This is a genomic window from Streptomyces sp. NPDC002588 (assembly GCF_040295925.1).
In the GTDB taxonomy this organism is placed as follows: Bacteria; Actinomycetota; Actinomycetes; order Streptomycetales; family Streptomycetaceae; genus Streptomyces.
Genome location: NZ_JBEOWF010000031.1, coordinates 70,837 through 90,051, shown reverse-complemented (window position 1 = coordinate 90,051; position 19,215 = coordinate 70,837). Strand labels below are relative to the sequence as shown.

General features: G+C 72.0%; 16 protein-coding genes. 11 read left to right on the top strand and 5 right to left on the bottom strand.

What is annotated here, in order from left to right:
• Positions 1-4: 4 nt before the first annotated feature.
• From ABT057_RS31220 to ABT057_RS31210, 3 genes are all read right to left on the bottom strand, one after another.
• On the bottom strand, positions 5-2,281 hold the full coding sequence (locus tag ABT057_RS31220) for a bifunctional serine/threonine-protein kinase/ABC transporter substrate-binding protein (RefSeq protein ID WP_352346985.1): 2,277 nt from the start codon (positions 2,279-2,281) through the stop codon (positions 5-7).
• Positions 2,281-3,114 carry a hypothetical protein gene (locus tag ABT057_RS31215; protein ID WP_352346984.1) on the bottom strand — a complete coding sequence of 278 codons (834 nt, stop codon included), beginning with the start codon at positions 3,112-3,114 and terminating at the stop codon, positions 2,281-2,283. The genes ABT057_RS31220 and ABT057_RS31215 overlap by 1 nt, the downstream gene beginning before the upstream one ends.
• A gap of 88 nt (positions 3,115-3,202) precedes the next feature.
• Positions 3,203-5,599 (bottom strand): Orn/Lys/Arg family decarboxylase, encoded by a 2,397-nt coding sequence (locus ABT057_RS31210; RefSeq protein WP_352346983.1) that lies wholly within the window; start codon positions 5,597-5,599, stop codon positions 3,203-3,205.
• Positions 5,600-5,968: 369 nt separating this feature from the next.
• Here ABT057_RS31210 and ABT057_RS31205 point away from each other — a divergent pair, with 369 nt between their 5' ends.
• The 3 genes from ABT057_RS31205 (at position 5,969) to ABT057_RS31195 (ending at position 7,423) form a co-directional block, all read left to right on the top strand.
• Positions 5,969-6,259 carry a DUF6355 family natural product biosynthesis protein gene (locus ABT057_RS31205; protein WP_352346982.1) on the top strand — a complete coding sequence of 97 codons (291 nt, stop codon included), beginning with the start codon at positions 5,969-5,971 and terminating at the stop codon, positions 6,257-6,259.
• A gap of 164 nt (positions 6,260-6,423) precedes the next feature.
• Positions 6,424-7,158 (top strand): SDR family oxidoreductase, encoded by a 735-nt coding sequence (locus tag ABT057_RS31200; RefSeq protein ID WP_352346981.1) that lies wholly within the window; start codon positions 6,424-6,426, stop codon positions 7,156-7,158.
• Positions 7,159-7,246: 88 nt separating this feature from the next.
• The gene (locus tag ABT057_RS31195) at positions 7,247-7,423 is read left to right on the top strand and encodes a hypothetical protein (protein ID WP_352346980.1); all 177 of its coding nucleotides are present in this window, start codon (positions 7,247-7,249) and stop codon (positions 7,421-7,423) included.
• A 19-nt stretch (positions 7,424-7,442) separates the two neighbouring features.
• Here the strand turns inward: ABT057_RS31195 and ABT057_RS31190 are convergent, their stop codons facing one another.
• On the bottom strand, positions 7,443-7,874 hold the full coding sequence (locus ABT057_RS31190) for a MarR family winged helix-turn-helix transcriptional regulator (protein ID WP_352346979.1): 432 nt from the start codon (positions 7,872-7,874) through the stop codon (positions 7,443-7,445).
• A gap of 166 nt (positions 7,875-8,040) precedes the next feature.
• Here ABT057_RS31190 and ABT057_RS31185 point away from each other — a divergent pair, with 166 nt between their 5' ends.
• The 6 genes from ABT057_RS31185 to ABT057_RS31160 all read left to right on the top strand — a co-directional run bounded on the left by ABT057_RS31185 (position 8,041) and on the right by ABT057_RS31160 (position 15,413).
• Positions 8,041-9,435 carry a DHA2 family efflux MFS transporter permease subunit gene (locus tag ABT057_RS31185; protein WP_502973995.1) on the top strand — a complete coding sequence of 465 codons (1,395 nt, stop codon included), beginning with the start codon at positions 8,041-8,043 and terminating at the stop codon, positions 9,433-9,435.
• Positions 9,436-9,640: 205 nt separating this feature from the next.
• Entirely contained in the window at positions 9,641-10,903 is a 1,263-nt protein-coding gene (locus ABT057_RS31180; RefSeq protein WP_352346977.1) for a PP2C family protein-serine/threonine phosphatase, read from the top strand.
• A gap of 91 nt (positions 10,904-10,994) precedes the next feature.
• Positions 10,995-12,536, top strand: a complete 1,542-nt coding sequence (locus ABT057_RS31175) for a sensor histidine kinase (protein ID WP_352347022.1) — start codon at positions 10,995-10,997, stop codon at positions 12,534-12,536.
• On the top strand, positions 12,533-12,982 hold the full coding sequence (locus ABT057_RS31170) for a response regulator (protein ID WP_352346976.1): 450 nt from the start codon (positions 12,533-12,535) through the stop codon (positions 12,980-12,982). Before ABT057_RS31175 ends, ABT057_RS31170 begins: the two co-directional genes overlap by 4 nt.
• A gap of 238 nt (positions 12,983-13,220) precedes the next feature.
• Positions 13,221-14,339: an MFS transporter gene (locus ABT057_RS31165; protein ID WP_352347021.1), complete on the top strand. Its 1,119-nt coding sequence runs from the start codon at positions 13,221-13,223 to the stop codon at positions 14,337-14,339.
• A gap of 147 nt (positions 14,340-14,486) precedes the next feature.
• Positions 14,487-15,413, top strand: coding sequence for an endonuclease/exonuclease/phosphatase family protein (locus ABT057_RS31160; RefSeq protein WP_502973997.1), 927 nt, complete (start codon positions 14,487-14,489; stop codon positions 15,411-15,413).
• Positions 15,414-15,533: 120 nt separating this feature from the next.
• On the opposite strand, the gene ABT057_RS31155 is transcribed toward ABT057_RS31160, so the two are convergent.
• Complete coding sequence (locus ABT057_RS31155; protein ID WP_352346974.1) at positions 15,534-16,556, bottom strand: LacI family DNA-binding transcriptional regulator; 1,023 nt, start codon at positions 16,554-16,556, stop codon at positions 15,534-15,536.
• Between the two features lie 421 nt (positions 16,557-16,977).
• Between ABT057_RS31155 and ABT057_RS31150 the strand changes: the two genes are divergently transcribed.
• Positions 16,978-18,246, top strand: a complete 1,269-nt coding sequence (locus tag ABT057_RS31150) for an ABC transporter substrate-binding protein (RefSeq protein ID WP_352346973.1) — start codon at positions 16,978-16,980, stop codon at positions 18,244-18,246.
• 94 nt (positions 18,247-18,340) lie between these two features.
• Positions 18,341-19,213 carry a carbohydrate ABC transporter permease gene (locus ABT057_RS31145; RefSeq protein WP_352346972.1) on the top strand — a complete coding sequence of 291 codons (873 nt, stop codon included), beginning with the start codon at positions 18,341-18,343 and terminating at the stop codon, positions 19,211-19,213.
• The last annotated feature ends 2 nt before the right edge of the window (positions 19,214-19,215 follow it).

Here is a 19,215-nt window from a genome sequence, read left to right as displayed (position 1 = left end):
CGCGTCACGTCGACACCTGGTACGGCGCCACGCCCTGGTAGGCGAACCGGCCGCCGTCGACCTTCCACAGGTAGACGCCGCTGCCGTCGATGACCAGTGCCCCGGTCGTCCTGTCGAACGCGAGGTTCCTGCTGATGCCCTTGTAGGTGGCCGAGCGCAGCGCCGTCGTCAGGTTCTGCCGGGTGCGGCGCCCGGCGGTCAGTCCGCCCAGAGTCCGCAGGGCGAGCTGCGCGACGTCGTACGTCTCCACGGCGTACCGTGCCGGATCCGCGTCGAAACGCTTGCGGTACGCGGCGGTGAACGCCTTCGCCTCGGGCGCCGCGGTGGCGTCCATGACCGGGGCGACGATCGCCCAGCCGTCGGCCGCGTCCCCCGCTGCGGACAGGAAGCGGTCGTCGAGCACCCCTTGGGCGGCGGTCCGGGCCCCCTTGAACTCACGACTCGTCAGCTCCCGGGCCAGCAGCGCGGCCCGGTCGTGGTAGCCGGCGAAGACGACGGAGTCCGCGCCACCGGCGAGCAGGGCGTCCAGGGTCGGCCCGAAGTCGGTGCGCAGGGCGCTGACCACCTTCGGCACGGCCGGCTGCCGTTCCTTCCGCAGGATGTTGGCGAGGGTGCTGCTGATCTCCCAGCCGTAGGTGTCCGCCGCCCGGTCGTCGACGATCCCGACCGTGCGCGACTTCGCGGTGCCGCGCAGATACGCGTCGAGGTAGAACGGCAGGATCGTGTCCGTCACCCGGGCGTGCAGGAAGGACCGGCTGCCCATCACCCCCAGCACGGTCGCGCCGGGCGACACCGCGATCAGCGGCAGCGAGGCGGCGTCGTACGTCGCCAGCGCGGCCAGGGCGGTGGCGTCCGTGGTGGGACCGATCACGGCCAGCACGGAACGGTCGGCGACCAGCTTTTTGGCCGCCGCGACCGAGCGGGCCGGATCGCCGCCGTCGTCCACTGTCTTCACGGCGAGCGTGAACGGCTTGTCCGCACGGGAGTTGAACTCGTCGACCGCGAGCCGCAGCCCCCGCTCCTGAGCCCGGCCGACCGTCTTCTGGTCGCCGGACAGGTCGGCGTGCAGACCGAGGGTGTGCACCGGACCGGTGGCCGCCGGGGTCGGTTCGTCGTTCCCGCCGTCACCGGAGAACGCCGCCCACACGGCCGCTCCGCCCCCGGCCGTGACGGCCGCGGCGCCTGCCGTCAGCAGGAGGAACCGGCGTCTGCCGACGCCACGGGACGCCGACTGCGAGGCCGTGCCGTCCGCCGGTGTGGCGCCGCCGGAGGCGGTGCCCCCGCCCGAGGTGCCGGCGGACGCGGGGTCGACCTCGGTGTCGTCGATCGAGGGCAGCGCGAGCCCGGCGGCCGACCGCTCCGCGATCAGCCGGACCAACGGCCCGGGCAGCCAGTCCTCTTCGCCGGGAACCGCGTCCTCGGACGCTTCGGGGCGCACGGCCCGCAGGGCCTCGCGCGGATCGGGAGGGGAGGCGGGTGCGCTCGCCGTGAGGGCCTCGGACAGCGATCCGGCCGTGGGCCGCAGCTCCGGATCCTTCTCGAGACAGCCGCTCACCACCTCGGCGAGCTCCGCCGGGACACCCTCCACGTCCGGCGCGTCGTGCACCGTGCGGTACAGCAGCGCGTCGATCGTCCCGGTGCCGAACGGAGGACGGCCGGTCGCCGCGAAGGCCAGCACACAGCCCAGGGAGAAGACGTCTCCGGCCGCTCCCGGGTCCCGCCCGCCCCGCGCCTGTTCCGGCGGCAGGAACCCCGGCGTGCCGACCACGACACCGGTCGAGGTGAGCGCGGGGTCCTCGGGATCGCGGGCCACACCGAAGTCGATCAGCCGTGGTCCGTCGAGCGCCAGCAGCACGTTGCCGGGCTTGACGTCCCGGTGCACGAGACCGGCGGCATGCAGTTCCCCGAGCGCCTCGGCGAGCCGGGCACCCAGCACCCTGAGGCTCGGCGCGGGCAGCGGACCGTGCGCGGCGACGGCCTCACCCAGCGAGGGGCCGGGGACGAACGCGGTCGCGAGCCAGGGCTGATCCGCCCCGGGATCCGCGTCCACGAGGGACGCCACCCACGGGCTGGTCATCCGGCGGGCGGTGTCCGCCTCGCGCCGGAACCGCTCCCGGAAGTCGCCGTCCTCGGCGTACTCGGCCTGGATCACCTTCAGCGCGACCAGGGTTCCGCCGGCCGAGCGGGCCAGGTACACCACACCCATGCCGCCCGCGCCGAGCCGTCCGAGCAGCCGGTAGCCCGCCAGCCTGGCGGGGTCGGAGGTACGCAGCGGCTCCATCACTTCCCTTTCAGCCGCTGCTCGACGCGCGTCAGCATCTGAGCCAGGGCCTTGCTGCCCAGTTCGTTGAGTTCCTGATCGGTGTGCCCGGTGCCGCCCGTCACGGAGACGGCCACGACGACCGTGCCCAGCCGGGCGACCATCCACCGGTACGACTGCGCGGTACCGCCGTCCTCGGCGAACTGCCCCGCCTCCAGCACGGAGTCGTCGGCGTACTCCTGCTCCCGGGCGCCGAAGGGCGTGCCCAGCGACATCAGACCCGTGATCCGCTCGCTGGACCGGGGCCGCTGTTCCGGGCAGCGCAGCACCTCTTCGAGGGTGGTGCTCAGCTGTTCGTCGGCGCCGAGGACGGAGGCGTGCACGCTGGCGACGGCCGTCACCTTGACCGCGCTCCTGCCTCCTCCCGCCGGCAGCCGGCTGTAGCGGGACGTGCTCGCCAGCACCCCGCGCGGCAGCTTCTCCCGCTCCCACCGGCAGCTCTCGTCCAGCACGGCCCAGGTCCCCGGCGTGCTCTCGGCCGGATCCTGGGCGACGAAACCCCGGCCCCAGTCGGCCGGGGCGAGCACGACCGACCCGGCCAGCCGGCCCCCGTCCTGCGAGGTCCGGGGGACGAGGGAGGCATCGGGCGTGAACACGGAGGAGGCGGGGGAGGAGGCGGACGCGCCGCCCGACGGGGTCGCCGCCCCGGCGCCCGGCGAGGCAGAGGCCGTCGCCGCGTCGCTCTGCCGGGAGGGCCCGCTGCCGGTCGCCTGGGCCGAGCATCCGGCCAACAGACTCCCCGCCACCAGCCAGGTCGCCCAACTACTTCGTGTTCCCCGGGCGTTGCCTGTCACTCAGTCCCCTCAACACCGTGCGCCGCTTCCGAAGATCACAACCTAGACGTCGGGCGGGCAACGAACCTCAGTAGAACCACGTAACCGGCTACGTATTCCGCCACTTCGGCTGCCCGCGCTGAGCCGGTGGCACGGTGCGGCGGGCCCGCCCCACCGGCCCTGACACGGCGTCGGCCGTCGGGCGCAGACACTCGATGAGGTAGTCGCCGCTGTCCGGGTCGAGGGTCACCCCATGGGTCTCGCTGCGGAAACCGGGGAAACGACGGTCGAAGGACTCCAGGGCGCAGAGGTAGCGCAACAGCGGGCCGTCGGGTGCGCCGACGCTCTCGCCGGGCATGAGGACGGGAATGCCGGGCGGGGTGACGGTGACCATGGCGGCGGCCACCTGCCCTGCCGCGTCGGCGAGCCGCACCCGGTGCGTGCCGCCGCGGATCAGCCGCTGGTAGCACAGCTGGGGCGGGGCGACCGGCTCCGGCAGCTCCCGGAACGCGCTGTCCAGCAGCTCGACCAGGCCGGTCGAACGCAGCTGGTCGTGCATCTCCTGGCACAGCTCGCGCAGGGTCAGCCCGGCGTAGCGCCGGGGGTGTTCGGCGACCAGCGCGGGCAGCACACGGTCGAGGCGGGCGTTCTCGTCGTGGAGGGCCTTGAAGTCCATCAGGGCGTCGAGGAGGGTCCCCCACTTGCCCTTCGTGATGCCCATGGAGAAGAGGACGAGCGTGGTGTAGCTGTCGGTCTTCTCCACCACGATGTTCCGCGTGGCCAGATACGCGGTGAGCACCCGGGCCGGGATGCCCCGGTCGGCGGTCTCCCCGGTCGCGTCGATGCCGGGGCAGGTCAGGGTGACCTTGATCGGATCGAGCAGGCAGTAGCCGTCGGTCAGCCCCGGGAACCCGTGCCAGGCGGCGCCGGGCTCCAGCTGCCAGCACGACGGCTCGGTGCGCAGCAGGTCGGCGGGGGCCTCGTCGAAGGGCAGGCGGGCGCCGGTGCCCGGGTCGGTGACCGTCTCGGGCTGCCACACCCCGAAGAACCACGGCGGCCGGTCGCCGGCCTCCTCGATCCTGCGCCGGATGCGGACCATCTCCTGGCGGAACCGGACCGCCTCGGTCACGGCCTCGTCGAGCAGCCAGTGGCCCTGCGGACCGTCCATCATGGCGGTCGCCACGTCCAGCGAGGCGATCATCGGGTAGAGCGGGGAGGTGGTGCCGTGCATCATCAGCGCCTCGTTGAACCGGTCGTGTTCGACGGGCGCCCTGGGGGCGGGCCTGACGTGGATCATCGCGCTCTGCGAGAGGGCGGCCAGCAGCTTGTGGGTGGAGTGCGTCGCGAAGACCGTCGGCCGGTCGGGGCCGGGGAAGGTGTCCTCGTCCACCGACATGCCGTACCGGCCTGCGTAGAGCGGGTGGAACCGGGCGTACGCGAACCACGCCTCGTCGAAATGCAGCCGGGGGGAACTCGCGGCGAGCGCCCGCGCCGCCGCCGAGGCGTCGTAACACAGGCCGTCGTAGGTCGAGTTGGTGAAGACGGCGTACTGGGCGTGCGGCGGCGCGGCCTGCCCGGTCAGCGGGTTCGCCGCGATCCGGGCCGCGACCGAGTCCGCCGCGAGCTCCGCCGGGGGGAGCGGTCCGGCCAGCCCGTAGCCGTTGCGGGTGGGGACGAGATAGACCGGGCGCGCACCGGACACGACCAGCCCGTGCAGCACCGACTTGTGGCAGTTGCGGTCCACCAGCGCGATCTCGTCACGGGTTGCGCTGAAGTGGCCGACCACGCGGTTGCAGGTGGAGTCCCCGTGCAGCACGAAGTAGGTGAGGTCGGAGCCGAACACGCGGGCGGCGTTGCGCTCCGCCTCACCGATCGGGCCGGTGTGCTCGAACAGCGAGCCGAGTTCACCGACGGAGATCGACAGGTCGCTGCGCAGCAGCCGCTCCCCGAAGTAGTCGTGGAAGGCCCGCCCCGCGGGAGACTTCAGCAGGGCGACACCGCCGGAGTGGGCCGGGGTGTGCCAGGAGTACTCGTGGGCGTCGTCGAAGCGGCGCAGCGCCCGGAAGAAGGGCGGCAGGACGGCATCCCGGTAGGTCCTGGCGGCGGTGGTGATCCGGCCCGCGATGAACCCCGGCGTGTCCTCCAGCGGCCACACGTATCCCACCACCGACTCCGACACCCACAGCGGCAGGTCCCGTACGCCGTCGTCGGTCATGACCAGGAAGACCGGCAGGTCCCGGAACCGCCGGCCGATGGAGCGCAGCACCCCGGCACCACCGGGCTCGCCCTCGCGGCGCCCTCGGTCCGGAAGGTCCCAGGCGACCAGCGCCGCGGTCAGCCCGGCCTCCGTGCGCAGCACCGCCTCCGCGTCGGCGACGTCGACCGCCCAGCGGACGTCGAACCCCCGCGTCTCGATCGCCGTGCGGATGCGCACCAACTGCCGGGCGCCGGCGCTCTCGTCCCGTGGATGCTCCGGTACCGCGACCAGAATCCCGCTGTCCGCCATGCGTCCCCCTCCTCCCGGCGCCGGCGCGCCGCCCCGCCCAGTCTGCGAGCGGACGGGCCGCACACGCGTCGGCCCGGCCCCAAACCACCCGCAGGACGGAACGAGGCCGACCGCGGCTGACCACGTCGGCAGGACAGGCCCCGGTCTCCGGTCACAGGCGTCGGGTGGTCCGCGGCCAGGGCGTGACACCCTGACCCGGGCCGCACTCACCGGAATGGCGTAGCGCCGAAACGATCCACTGGGTGAACGGCGCCCGTTTCGGCCAACAGCCGGTGGCCGGGCGAACATCCTGGGGCGGATGTCCGATCGGCCTGCGGATCCGGGTTTCCCCCGGGACGCGGGTTCCCCATCCGGTTGAGGAGTTCTGTCATGCGTGTTCGCCGATTGATGACGGGTGTTCTCGGTTCCGCCGCCCTCGTGTTCACGTCGCTGGGCGCGACGACCGCCGCCGCGGGTCCGGCGGCCGCCAACCCGTGCGGCTTCTACGAGACCGCCTCCGACGCCTACTACAACCACTGCACCTCCGACGGCTCACGGGTCGTCATCAAGGTGGACGTCGCCTGGGCGTCCGACTACGAGCGATGCGTCGGCCCGGGCACGACGTGGCTCGGTTCCGCCGACAAGATCCAGGGCGCCCACTACGTCGGCCGCACCTGCTGATCTGCCGTCACCCGAGGGGCAGGCACGGAGGAGGGGGCCGGGCCGCCGCGTCTGTGCTGCCTGGGTGCACCGCACCCAGGCAGCACACGTCCTGGTGGGCGGTCACCGATCCGCCGAGACTCGGTGCCGTACCGAACGTGCCCCACCGAAACGGGAGAACAGGCATGACGCACGCAGGCAAGGTCGTCGCGGTCACCGGAGCGAGCAGCGGGATCGGAGAGGCGACCGCCCGCCGGCTCGCCGCCGACGGCCACCGACTCCTCCTCGGAGCGCGGCGCACCGATCGTCTCGAGACGCTCGCCAAGGAGATCACCGCCGCGGGTGGCACCGCGCACTACCGTCGGCTGGACGTCACGGACGCCGCCGACGTGCGGTCGTTCGTGGCCGCCGCCCGCGAGCGCCACGGCCGACTGGACGTGATCGTCAACAACGCCGGCGTGATGCCGCTCTCGCCGCTCGACGCGCTGAAGGTCGACGAGTGGGACCGGATGATCGACGTGAACGTGCGCGGTGTACTGCACGGCATCGCCGCCGCGCTGCCCGTGATGCGCGCCCAGGGCGGCGGGCACGTCGTGAACATCGCCTCCGTCGGCGCGTACGAGGTCTCACCCACCGCCGCCGTGTACTGCGCCACCAAGTTCGCCGTCCGCGCCATCTCCGAGGGGCTGCGGCAGGAGTCCGCCGGGGACATCCGGGTCACCCTCGTCTCGCCGGGCGTGACCGAGTCGGAACTCGCCGACGGCATCTCCGACGCCGCGGCCCGGGAGGCCATGAAGTCGTACCGCGCGGTGGCCCTGCCCGCCGCCGCCGTCGCGGACGCCATCGCCTACGCCGTGTCCCAGCCCGCAGAGGTCGACGTCAACGAACTCGTCGTGCGGCCCGCGGCAAGCGCCCAGTGACCGTGGAAGGGCCGGTGTGTTCCGCCGAGTCGGGGGCAACCGGACTTCACGCGGTACGACGGCTCGGCCGAAAGACGGGACGGACACCATGCTGGCGATCATCTCTGCGATTCTCTTCTTCTTCGCCTTCCTGATCAACGCGGCGGAGATCTCGACGAACGACACCTTCACCTCGACCAACGTGATGCTGCTCGGACTCACCGTCCTGGCCCTGCACCTGGCGGGCGTCGGCAGCGGATGGTCGGTGCGCGGCCGCAGACACTGACACCCCGGCACCGGCACCGTCAGGAAGTGGCCTCACGGATGCGGGTCAGGAGGGTGCGCAGCTGGGCGCGGTCATCCGCGCTCAGCGCGGCCGTCGCCTCGGCGAGCGCGAGGCGGTCCACCTCCTCGGCCTCGCGGTGGCATTCCAGCCCCTTTTCGGTCAGGCGCAGCAGGAACGCCCGCCGGTCGTGCGGGTGGCGGACCCGTTCGACCAGGCCGTCGCGTTCCAGGCTGTCGACGATGCTGGTCGTCGTCCGTGCCGCGACGCCCGTCATCTCGCTCAGGTCCCGCATCCGAAGGGGCTCCTTCGCCCGCGCGAGCATCCGCATGGCGCGCAGCCGGGCGACGGACGCGCCACCGGTCCGCAACCGGGCCTCCACGAACCGGCGGAGCTGGTGGGTGGTCTCGTAGAGCTCGTCGACCAGGACGTCGCTGCTGCCTTGCACTGCCATGCCGCTCCCCGTCTCCCCGGTCCCCGGTGCACCGGAAACCCGATTCTATGAGCATCCACATAGTGAGTATGCTCAGCATGTGTCGCCGTTCCCTCACCGTCCCCGCCCCTCCATACCCTCCCTCCGTCTCGGCCAGCGGCTGGTCGTCCCCGTCATGTGTGTCAGCGTGACCTTCATCGCGATCGTCGACGGAGCGATCACCACCGTCGCGCTTCCCTCGATCGCCCGCCAGTTCCGGCTGACCACGGCCGCCCTCGACGGGGTGGTCGTCGTCTACCCCGTCTGCCTGGCCATGGCCATCCCGGCCTCCGCCTGGCTGGTGGAACGATTCGGCGGCAAACGTGTCCTGCTCACCGCGCTCGCCGCCTTCCTCGGCTCGTCCCTGCTGTGCGGCACGGCCGCCGGTCTCGCCCAACTCGTCGCCTTCCGCGCGGTCCAGGGACTGTCCGCCGGCGTCCTCTTCCCGGCCTCCGCGGCCCTGCTCTTCGCCACCTTCACCTCGTCCGAACAGGTGCGGATCTCCCGCTACATGATCGTCCCGCAGCAGATGGCCCCGGCCGCGGCTCCCGTCCTCGGCGGGCTGCTGGTGGACCACCTGTCCTGGCGCTGGGTCTTCTACGTCAACCTGCCGGTGGGTGTCCCGGTGGTGCTGTTCGGCATGCTGTTCCTGGCCGAGCACCGCGGCCGCCCGCCCGGCCGCTTCGACCTGACCGGGCTGCTGCTGAGCGCGGCGGGCCTGGGAGCGGCGATGTTCGGCCTCTGCGAGGGCCCCAACCGAGGCTGGTCGAACGGCGTCGTGGTCACCGCACTGGTCCTCGGCGCGGTCCTGCTCGCCGCCGCCGTCACCTTCGAACTGCGCACCACCGAACCGCTCCTGAAGCTCCGTCTCTTCGCGGACCGTCTCTTCCGCGACACCAACCTGATCAACCTGGTCGGTCTGATTCCGATCCTCGGCGCCATGTACCTCGGCCCGCTCTTCCTCCAGCAGGCGCAGGGCCGCACCGCTCTCGAATCCGGCACCACCACCTTCCCCGAGGCCTTCGGCGTGCTGCTGACCGTCCAGGTCGCCGGCGTCCTCTACGCCCGCGTCGGTCCGCGGATCATCGTCGGCTGCGGCCTGGCGGGCGTGAGCGTGGTCCTGCTGCTCTTCGCCACCTGCGACCAGGACACCGGCCTGTGGACCTTCCGCGTCTACATGTTCCTGCTCGGCATCGCCATGGGCGGGGTGTTCATGCCGACGACCGTGGCCTCGCTCGCCAACATCGCCCGGGAGGACCTGGCCCAGGCCTCCACGCTGAACACCGTGGTGCGCCAGACCGGAGGGGCTCTCGCGCCGGCGGCGGTGACCACGGCCCTGGTCCTGGGCACCCCGGCCGCGGCCGCCACGGATCCGCCCGTCGCCGCCTACCAGCACGCCTATCTCGCCCTCGCGGCCATCGCGGCGGTGACATCGGTCTTCGCCTTCACCCTGCCGGACGCCCCGGCCCGCGCCGCCGCGGGCGGCACCACCGTCTCGAGCCGGTCCGCCCGTCCCCGGCCCCGCCATGAGAAAGCCGGCTGACGGGTCGTGACGGCTCCAGGGCGTCCGGATGCCGACGCCCGCCCCTTCGCGAACATCCCGTCACAGCGGCACCATGGGCATCGGCCGGCGTGCCGTACTCCCGGCCGGCGCCACGCGGTGAGCGGGCCGCGGGCGCGAGTATGCTCATGACAGTTGTCGGTCGGCAACAAAAGGGTTGGGCGCGCAGGGTGGGGAAGCCGGGACAATGGTGACGTCGCAACCGCAGGCCGCAGGCGCGGCCGCCCCCGGCATCGACGGCGCCGGGCTGGTGCGGCAGTGGCGCGAGCCGTCCGTCCTGCTGGTCGAGGACGATGCCGGCGACGCGTTACTGGTGGAGGAACTGGTCGCCGACAGCGCTCTGACGATGCGTCTGCGGTGGGTGCGCTCGATGGCAGAGGCCCGCGCTGTGCTGGCCCGGGAGACGCCCGACTGCGTGCTGCTGGACCTGCACCTTCCGGATGCGCACGGGCTTGAGGCGGTCTCCCGGATCCGGACGCACGCCGACCAGGTCGCGGTGGTCGTGCTCACCGGGACGGCCGAGGAGGAGACCGGACTGGCCGCCGTGGCGGCGGGCGCCCAGGACTACCTGGTCAAGGGCCGGGTCGAACCGGACCTGTTCGGGCGGGCCGTGCGCTACGCCATCCAGCGCAAGCAGGCCGAGCTGGCGGCCGTGGCCCTGCAGGCCAGCCAGATGCAGGCCCAGGAGAACGCTCGCCTGGAACGGGGCCTGCTGCCGCGTCCGCTGCTGCGCGGCGACGGCGTCGAAGCCGTGGCCCGCTACCGTCCCGGCCGCTCCCAGGCCCTGCTGGGCGGTGACTTCTACGACATCGTGCAGAGCACGGACGGCACCGTCCACGCGCTGATCGGGGACGTGTCGGGGCACGGGCCCGACGAGGCCGCCCTGGGAGTGGCCCTGCGGATCGCCTGGCGCACCCTCGTGCTCTGCGGAGTGACCGGCGCGCAGCAGGTGACACGGCTCGAGGAGATCCTCGTGGCCGAGCGGGCCCGGACCGAGGTCTTCGCCACCCTGACCAGCCTCACCGTGACGCCGGGCGCCGGGCATGTGCGGATCACGCGAGCCGGACATCCGGGGATGCTGCTGCGCACGGCGTCCCACGTGGAGTGGGTGGAGGTACCGGCCGGGCCCGCGCTCGGCGTGCTGCCCGGCCGCGCCCGCTGGCCGGTCGAGGAACTGCACGTGCCGGACAGCGCGGCCGTGGTGCTGTTCACCGACGGTCTGTTCGAGGGGCATGTCGGCCGCGGCACCGAGCGGCTGGGGGAGGAGGGCCTGCTGCGCCTCGCGCGGGACGTGGGCGCGCTGGGGCCCGAGGCCTTCGTCGACGGGCTGATCGAGCGTGCGGAGGACCTGGCGGAGGGGCAGGGCGGCCTGGACGACGACGTGGCCGTCCTGCACCTGCGCTGGAACACGGGACGGCCGCAGGCAGGACGGGGTCGGAGAACAGAGTGAGCGGAGCACAGTGAGCAGGGACGAGACCCGCCGGACGTGGAGCGGCCGCCGGCTGACGGTCCAGGGGTGGTTCCACCTGGTGCTGTCCCTGATGATGCTGCTGGTGGTCGCCGGCAGCCTGGTCGGGGCGGGTCTGCTCGGCCGGACCGCGGACACCAGCGACCAGTTGGCCGACCGGGTCCTGCCGGCCCGGACCGAGGCCTACCGCCTGCAGTCGGCCCTGGTGAACCAGGAGACCGGCGTTCGCGGTTACGCCATCGCCGCCGACCCCCAGTTCCTCGAACCGTACTCCCAGGGCAGACGCGACGAGGCCCGCTCGGCCGCCCGGCTGCGCACCCTCGTCGGTGACCACACGACCCTCCTCGCCGACCTGAAGGCGGTCGAGGAACAGGCCGCCCACTGGCGCCGCACCTACGCCGAACCCCTCGTCGCCGGTGTCACCGTGGGGCACCCGGGGACCATCGACACCGCGACCGCCGAACGGGGCAAGAAGGCGTTCGACCGGCTGCGCGCCCTGGCCGCCGCGCAGGACGCCGACCTGGCGCGCACCGTCCGCGACGGCAAGGACCGGCTGGAGCGGTCACGGACCCTCCGCACCGTGATCCTCACCGCCATGGTCGTGACCTTCCTGCTGACCGGCGCGGTCCTGGCCGTACTGGTCCGGCTGCTGGTGGCCAGGCCGCTCGCGGCACTGCGCGAGTCCTCCCGGAGGGTCGCTCGCGGCGACTTCGGCCATGTCATCACCGGCGGAGGCCCCAGGGACCTGACCGCGGTGGCGCTGGACGTGGAGTACATGCGGCAGCAGATCGTCGCCGAACTCGACGCCTCACGCCGCCGGCGGGACAGCCTCACCCGGCAGGCCGAGGCCCTCGACGCCCAGGCCGTGGAACTGCGGCGCTCCAACGCCGAACTGGAGCAGTTCGCCTACGTCGCCTCCCACGACCTGCAGGAGCCGCTGCGCAAGGTGGCCTCCTTCTGCCAGCTGCTGGAGAAACGCTACGGCGAGAAGCTGGACGACCGCGGCCGGCAGTACGTCGACTTCGCCGTCGACGGCGCCAAACGCATGCAGGTGCTCATCAACGACCTGCTCACCTTCTCCCGCGTCGGCCGAGTCAACGACGCCCGACTGCCCGTCGGCCTCGACCAGGCGCTCGACCGGGCCCTCGGCAACCTGGACACGGCGGTGACCGAGGCCGGTGCCACGCTCGAACGGCCGGAGAAGCTGCCCGAGATCGTCGGGGACCCCCTGCTGCTCGCCATGCTCTGGCAGAACCTGGTCGGCAACGCCGTCAAGTTCCGCCACCCCGACCGCACTCCGCACATCCGCATCACATGCGAGGAGCATCCCGAAGACGCCGGCACCTGGCTCCTGAGCGTCACCGACAACGGCATCGGCATACCGCAGGAGTTCGCCGAGAAGGTCTTCGTCATCTTCCAGCGGCTGCACAGCCGGGACACGTACGGCGGCACCGGCATCGGCCTCGCACTCTGCAAGAAGATCGTCGAGTACCACGGCGGCCTGATCTGGATCGACACCGTCAACGGCGAGGGCACCCGCTTCCGTTTCACGCTCCCGGCCGTCGCACAGACGCCGGACGCCCCGCACGACACCGAGGAAGAGGCCCTGGAATGACCACACCCGCCGCCACCCCGATCGACGTCCTCCTCATCGAGGACGACCCCGGCGACGAGCTCATGACGCGCGAGGCGTTCGAGGACAACAGGATCGGCAACACCCTCCACGTGGTCCGCGACGGCGAAGAAGCACTCGACTTCCTCTACCGGCGCGGCGAACACACCGACGCGCCGCGGCCCGATCTCGTCCTCCTCGACCTGAACCTGCCCAAGTACGACGGCCGTCAGGTGCTCGAGAAGATCAAGTCCGACCCCGACCTGTCCCACATCCCCGTCGTGGTCCTCACCACCTCCGCCGCGGAGGAGGACATCCTGCGCAGCTACAAACTGCACGCGAACGCCTACGTCACCAAGCCCGTCGACCTCGACCAGTTCATCGCCGCGGTGCGCCAGATCGACGACTTCTTCGTCCAGGTCGTCCGTCTGCCCCGCATCCACCGCTGACGACGTCCCGCGATCCGGTCCACCGAGGGCTTCGCCGGGCGCGCTCCTCATCCCCGTCACCGCGGCCGCAGTCGAGACCTTCCCGGGGAATCCGGTTGCGGCGGACCCCTGTGCCGGGTGAGCCACCCGCATGGAGGAGACCACCGGGCCGGCGCAGCGGACGGGGCCGCGGCGAGCCGACCGGGTGGTCACGACGCGCCCGGATCGACGGCACGGTCCGGCCGTGCTCGCGGCCCTGATGCCGGCCGCCTTCACCTTCAACACCGCGGAGAACCTGCCGGTCGGTCTCCTGGAGCTGATCTCCGGGAACCTGGGCGTGTCGGTGCCGGCGGTCGGTCTGCTGGTCACCGGCTACGGAGTGACGGTCGCCGTCGCGTCCGTGCCGCTCGCCCACGTCATGCGGGCGGTGCCCCGGCGGCATGTGCTCACGGGCGTGCCGGCGGCGCTGGTGGTGTCCAGTCTGGTCGCCGCGGCGGCCACTTCCTACGGTCTGCTCCTGGCGGCCAGGCTGCTGACCGCGCTCGCGCAGGCGCTGTTCTGGGCCGTGATGGGGCCGGTCGCGGTGGGTCTGTTCGCGCCCGGCGTCCGTGGACGCGTGGTCGGCGCGCCGTCCGTCGCCGGTTCGCTCGCCCTCGTGCTCGGCGTGCCGGCCGGGACCTGGCTGGGCCGGCACAGCGGCCGGCCGGTACCCGTCGCCGTGCCGGCGGCGCTGGGACTGCTCTCTCTGATGACGATCGCGGTCCGGCTGCCGACGACGCCTCCGCGGGAGGAGAGCGCCGCCTACGGAACGGCTCCCGACGTCCGCCGGTTCGGGACCGTGCCGGCGGCCGGGGCCCTGTCCGCCACGGGGGCGTTCGCCGGATACACCTACATCGTGAAGTTCCTGGGCGACGTGCGCGGATTCGCCCCGGGCACGGTCAGCGCGCTGCTCGTGGCGTTCGGCACCGCGTGTCTGGCCGGGGTGGGCATTGCCGGGGCACTGCTGCACCGGTTCCCGCAGGGCGTGCTGGGCGCCGCCGTCGCCACGCAGGCGGTGGGCATGCTCGGCCTGTACGCGGCCGGCACCGATCGCGTGGCGGCGGTGGGGTTCCTGGTGTTGACGGGCGGTGCGCTCGGGCCGGTGTTCATGGCCGCCCAGAACGCGATGCTGCACTGCGCACCCGGCCGGACGGAGATCGCGCCGGCGGCGAACTCCGGTTCCTGCAACGCGGGTATCAGGGCGGGCGCGGCGATCGGGGGAGCGGTCCTGCCGCTCGCCGGTGTGCGGGGCGCCTTCCTCGTCGGCGGGCTGCTGACCGTCGGCGCCTGCGCGGTGCTGCTCGGCGGGCGTGCGCCGGTGAGGCGCACGGCGCCGTGAACGCGTGCGGGGAGCGGAACTGTCCCGCCCGCGGGGTTCGTCTTCGGGTGGACGGGATCAAGGGGTGGGAGTGGCATGGCGGAGCGGGTGGGACCGTGGGGTGCCGGTGGGGCCGCGAGGTGGCGGCCGGTCCGGGAGCGGGGGTGGGTGACGGCCGCCGTGGCGGTGCTGACGGCCGGACTGCTGGTGTTCCCCAGGGCCGTGCCGAACTCGGCGGGCCGTCCGGGAAGTCTGCTGGAGGCCTTTCTCCCGTGGCTGGGTCTGGTGGTCGCGGTGCTGTTCGTTCTGGCCCTGCTGCGGCGCTCGCCGCCCGCCCTGGTGGCCGTGCTGCTGCCGGTGGCGGCTTGGACGCACGCCTTCGGGGGACTGCTGCTGCCCGGGGCGGAGGGCGGCGGGCGGGACCTGGTGGTGGCGCAGCACAACGTGAGCGACGACAACACCGATCCCGCGGGCACGGCCCGCGCCCTGGCCGGCGCCGGGTCCGATCTCATCGCGCTGGAGGAGCTGGTGTCCCCGGCGCTGGAGGTCTACGCGAGGACCCTCGCCCCCGAGTATCCGTACCACGCAGTCCGGGGCACGGTCGGACTGTGGTCGAGGCATCCGCTGAGCGGTGCCCGGCGGGTGGACATCAGACCCGAGGGGATCACGGGGGCGTGGAGTCGCGGACTTCGGACGGCGGTCCGCACGCCGTACGGCGAGGTCGCGGTGTACGTCGCCCACCTGCCCTCGGTCCGGGTCGGGGCCGGTGGCCTGGCGTCCTCGAGGCGCGACGAGAGTGCCCGCCTGCTGGGCGGCGCCGTCGCCGCCGAGAAGCTGGGCACGGTGATCCTGCTGGGCGATCTCAACGGCACGGTGGACGACCGCGGGCTGGCCCCGCTGACCTCCCGGATGAACGTGGCGGAGCGGGGTTTCGCCTTCAGTTTCCCCGCCGCCTTCCCGGTGGTCCGGATCGATCAGGTGATGGCCCGTTCGGCCACCGTCGGCCAGATCCGTACCCTGCCCGCGACGGGCAGCGACCATCTGCCGGTGGTCGCCCGGATCACCCTTGTGCGGCCGGGGCGGGGCGGTGGGTGAAGGCGACGGATGCCGACGCGGGACCTCCTCGACGGCGCCACGGCCGAGAGCGGTGTGACAGCGGTCACTCGGCCCGCGGGCTGAACCCCGGGCGCCGGGCGTGGCGCCCGGCCCGGCGGGTCACACCCCGGTGCCCCCGGACGGCGGAGCGGTGGAGTTGCGGACCACGAGCTCGGTGCCCACCTCCATGTGCTCCATGAGCAGCCGCTGCCCGTCGATGACGGACAGCAGCGCCCGGGCCGCCTTCTGGCCCATGTCGTGCAGCGGCTGACGCACGGTGGTCAGACCGGGGAAGCTCTGCGCCGCCTGCGGGAGGTCGTCGAAGCCGACGACGGAGAAGTCGGTGGGCACGGTGAGTCCGCAGGCCCGCGCCGCGTCGATGGCGCCGAGTGCCATCAGGTCGGCCCCGGCGACGACCGCCGTCGGACGGTGATCGGTGATCAGGCGGGACGCGGCGCGGAAGCCGCTGGCGTAGGAGAAGTCGCACGAGGCGACGAGCTGTTCGTCGACCTTCAGCCCGGCGATCCGCATCGCGTCCTCGAAGCCCTGGAAGCGGATGGACGTGCTCTCGAGGTCCTCTTCGCCGCGCAGGTAGGCGATCCGGGTGTGCCCCAGGTCGATCAGGTGCTGGGTGCCCTGGCGCATCCCGTGGTAGTTGTCGACGCTCAGCCGGGGCAGCGGTACGTCCAGCCGCCGGGGGTCGATGATGACGCAGGGCAGTTTCTGCCGGCGCAGCAGTGCGACGGTCTCGTCCTCCAGGACGGGCGCGATCATGAGGACGCCGTCGACGAGGCCGCGGGCCAGGAACTCGATCCGGTCCTTCTCCCGCACCGCGTCGTGGTACGAGGCGTTGACCAGCAACTCCTGTTCCGCGCTGGCCAGTTCGTCGGCGACGCCACGGAGGATCTCCAGGCCGTACTGGCTGGTGAGATCCAGGGCGATGAGGCCGACGAGGCCGCTGCGGCCGGCCTTGAGGTTGCGGGCCGAGACGTTCGGCCGGTAGCCGAGCCGCCCGGCCACCTCCATGACACGGCGCCGGGTCTCCTCGGAGGCCCCCGGCTTGCCGTTCATGACGTTGGACACGGTCATCGCGGAGACACCGGCCTCCTCGGCCACCTGCGCGATGGTCACCCGCCCTGCCACCCCAACTCCTTCTGCTCGGTCCGCGAAGACATCGGAGCCAGCGCAGACATTAGAGCCTGCGGCTCGGCATCCTCGCCACCTACTCGGGGAAACTTTAACGATAAGTTGCGTAGGGCGTCAATGAACGCCCAAGTGGGAGCGGGATTCGACCCTTCGAACAGGGCGTGCGCGAGGGTCGCGGGGATGGGTACCGGCCAGGCGCGGCAAGCCTGACGAGGGCAGACGGCCACGGAAAGTTACGTATAGATGTCCGCTAAGTTTTGCGTTACAGTCCCGGCCAACGGCGCGTAACGTTCGCCGCAACTCGGGTCGACCGGCCCCTTTCCGTACGTATCAGCGCTGTACCCACCCGGCGCGGGCTGATCGTCCACAACCCCTTCAGACATGACAAGTCGGTCCGTACCGACAGGTGAGGTGTGCAATGAAGCGCTCTGGGAGACGTCTCGCGGTCGCCACCACGGTCGCCGCCATGGCGATGTCGCTGGCCGCGTGCGGCGGCGGATCGTCCGGTGCGTCCGCCGACGGCACCGTGACCATCCACGTGGAAGCGTGGAAGGGCGGCGGGGCGGAGCCCGCGAACGTGGCGGAGATCAACAAGGCGTTCGAGAAGGCCAACCCGAAGATCAAGGTCGACTTCGAGTACATCACCGCGAACGACACCTACACGCAGAAGCTCCAGCCCGAACTGCTCGGCGGCAAGGCCGGCGACGTCATCATGGTCGACACGGACAAGATGAAGAAGTGGGGCGCCTCCGGCTACCTCGCCGATCTGTCCGAGGAGTCGTGGGCCAGCCGGATCACCCCCGACGCCAAGGCCTTCGCGCAGTCCGACGGCAAGACCCTCGCCATGCCGATGGAGCTGATCGGCATCGGCCTGTACGCCAACATGGACCTGCTGAAGAAGGCCGGCATAACCGAGGTCCCCGCCGACTGGCCGACGTTCCTCGCGGACCTCGCCAAGGTCAAGAAGGCCGGCATCGACCCCATCGCGCTGCCCGACAAGAGCGGCTGGACCGGCAGTTCCGTCTTCCAGGCCGCCGGGTCCACCCTGGTCTACCAGCAGAACAAGAAGTGGGACGCCGACTTCCTGGACGGCAAGGCGTCCTTCGACCCCGACTGGAAGGCTTCGCTGGAGGAGCTGAAGACCCTGGAGGACAAGGGGTACGTCGACTGGAAGAACGAGCTCGGCGTCGACGAGTGGGCCCAGGGCCCGCAGGACTTCAGCGCCGGCAAGAGCGCCTTCTGGTACCAGGGCGCCTGGCAGGTCTCCAACATCAAGAAGGCCGGCTTCCCGGTCTCCTTCGCTCCCTGGCCGGGCGGCGCCGCGGGCACCAAGCCCAACGGGATGCTCTTCTCCGGCACCATGTGGGCCGTCAACTCCCAGTCCAAGCAGGGTGACGCGGCGCGTGAGTACGTCAAGTTCTGGTCGCAGAACCAGAATCTGTCCAAGTACCTCGAGGCCGAGCACGCGGAGTCGCCCTTCACGGGCGGCCTGACGCCGGAGAGCACCGAGACGACGGCCTTCACCACGGCCTTCAAGGACGGGCGTTACCGGATCCTCCCGTCCGACTCCTGGTACGCCGCCGCGGCCGAGACCGCCATCGGCTCCAAGATCCAGGCCTACCTGCCGGGCAAGGCGTCCGCCGCGCAGACGCTCAAGGACATCCAGACCGCGGCGTCCGCCAAGTAACCGGCCACCCCCTGGTCAGCCGTGGTGGGGGTGCGGGGTCAGCGGCTCACTGACCGCCCCCACCACGGCCCTTCAGGGCAAGAGGAGGATCCCCGTGTTCCACCGACGGCGTGCCACCATGGCCGCCTTCCTGCTTCCGGCGATCACCGTGTACGGCGTGTTCATGCTGTACCCGCTGGCCCGCGGCGTCTACCTGAGCATGACCGACAGCCTCGGCGGCCCGATCGCCGACTTCGTCGGCACCCGGCAGTACCGTGCCATGGCCGACGACCCGGCCGTCTCCGCCGCCCTCTGGCACACCGTGCTGTACGCCGCCGTCGTCGTGGTCGTGCAGAACGGCCTCGGCCTGCTCTTCGCGAGCATGCTGTTCCGCCGGCCGAAGGTCCGCAAGTCGCTCAGTGTCGTCCTGCTGACACCGACGCTGATCTCGCCGGTGATGGCCGCCTTCATCTGGTCGTACCTGTTCGCCCCGACCGGCGGCATCAACGCCCTCCTCGACCTCGTCGGACTGCACGGTCTCAACCACGTCTGGCTCGGCGACACCTCCACCGCCCTGTACTCGGTGGCCGCCGTCAACATCTGGATGTTCACCGGCTACTCCTGCGCGATCTTCCTCGCCAGCTACATGAGCATGCCCACCGAACTCCTCGAGGCGGCCGCGCTGGACGGCGCGGGCGGCTGGCGGCGCTTCCGCAGCGTCGAGTGGCCGCTGCTCGCCCCCGCGCTCACCGTCAACGTGACCCTCAGCCTGATCGGCTCGCTGAAGGTCTTCGAGTTCCCGCTCGTCCTGACCAACGGCGGCCCGGCCGGAGCCACCGACACACTGACACTGCTGGTGTACCGGAACGTGTTCGGCGGCGGGAAGTTCGCCTACGGCGTCGCGCTGTCGGTCGTCCTCCTGGTGACCGTGGTCGTCCTGTCCAGCGCCACCTCCTCCCTGCTCCGGCTGCGCGAGCGACGCATCTGACG

Bases quoted from the DNA above. Each gene is read 5' to 3' on its own strand.
- ABT057_RS31220 (WP_352346985.1), bottom strand. From the start codon at position 2,281: ATGGAGCCGCTGCGTACCTCCGACCCCGCCAGGCTGGCGGGCTACCGG.
- ABT057_RS31210 (WP_352346983.1), bottom strand. From the start codon at position 5,599: ATGGCGGACAGCGGGATTCTGGTCGCGGTACCGGAGCATCCACGGGAC.
- ABT057_RS31205 (WP_352346982.1), top strand. From the start codon at position 5,969: ATGCGTGTTCGCCGATTGATGACGGGTGTTCTCGGTTCCGCCGCCCTC.
- ABT057_RS31200 (WP_352346981.1), top strand. From the start codon at position 6,424: ATGACGCACGCAGGCAAGGTCGTCGCGGTCACCGGAGCGAGCAGCGGG.
- ABT057_RS31195 (WP_352346980.1), top strand. From the start codon at position 7,247: ATGCTGGCGATCATCTCTGCGATTCTCTTCTTCTTCGCCTTCCTGATC.
- ABT057_RS31190 (WP_352346979.1), bottom strand. From the start codon at position 7,874: ATGGCAGTGCAAGGCAGCAGCGACGTCCTGGTCGACGAGCTCTACGAG.
- ABT057_RS31180 (WP_352346977.1), top strand. From the start codon at position 9,641: ATGGTGACGTCGCAACCGCAGGCCGCAGGCGCGGCCGCCCCCGGCATC.
- ABT057_RS31175 (WP_352347022.1), top strand. From the start codon at position 10,995: ATGATGCTGCTGGTGGTCGCCGGCAGCCTGGTCGGGGCGGGTCTGCTC.
- ABT057_RS31170 (WP_352346976.1), top strand. From the start codon at position 12,533: ATGACCACACCCGCCGCCACCCCGATCGACGTCCTCCTCATCGAGGAC.
- ABT057_RS31165 (WP_352347021.1), top strand. From the start codon at position 13,221: ATGCCGGCCGCCTTCACCTTCAACACCGCGGAGAACCTGCCGGTCGGT.
- ABT057_RS31150 (WP_352346973.1), top strand. From the start codon at position 16,978: ATGAAGCGCTCTGGGAGACGTCTCGCGGTCGCCACCACGGTCGCCGCC.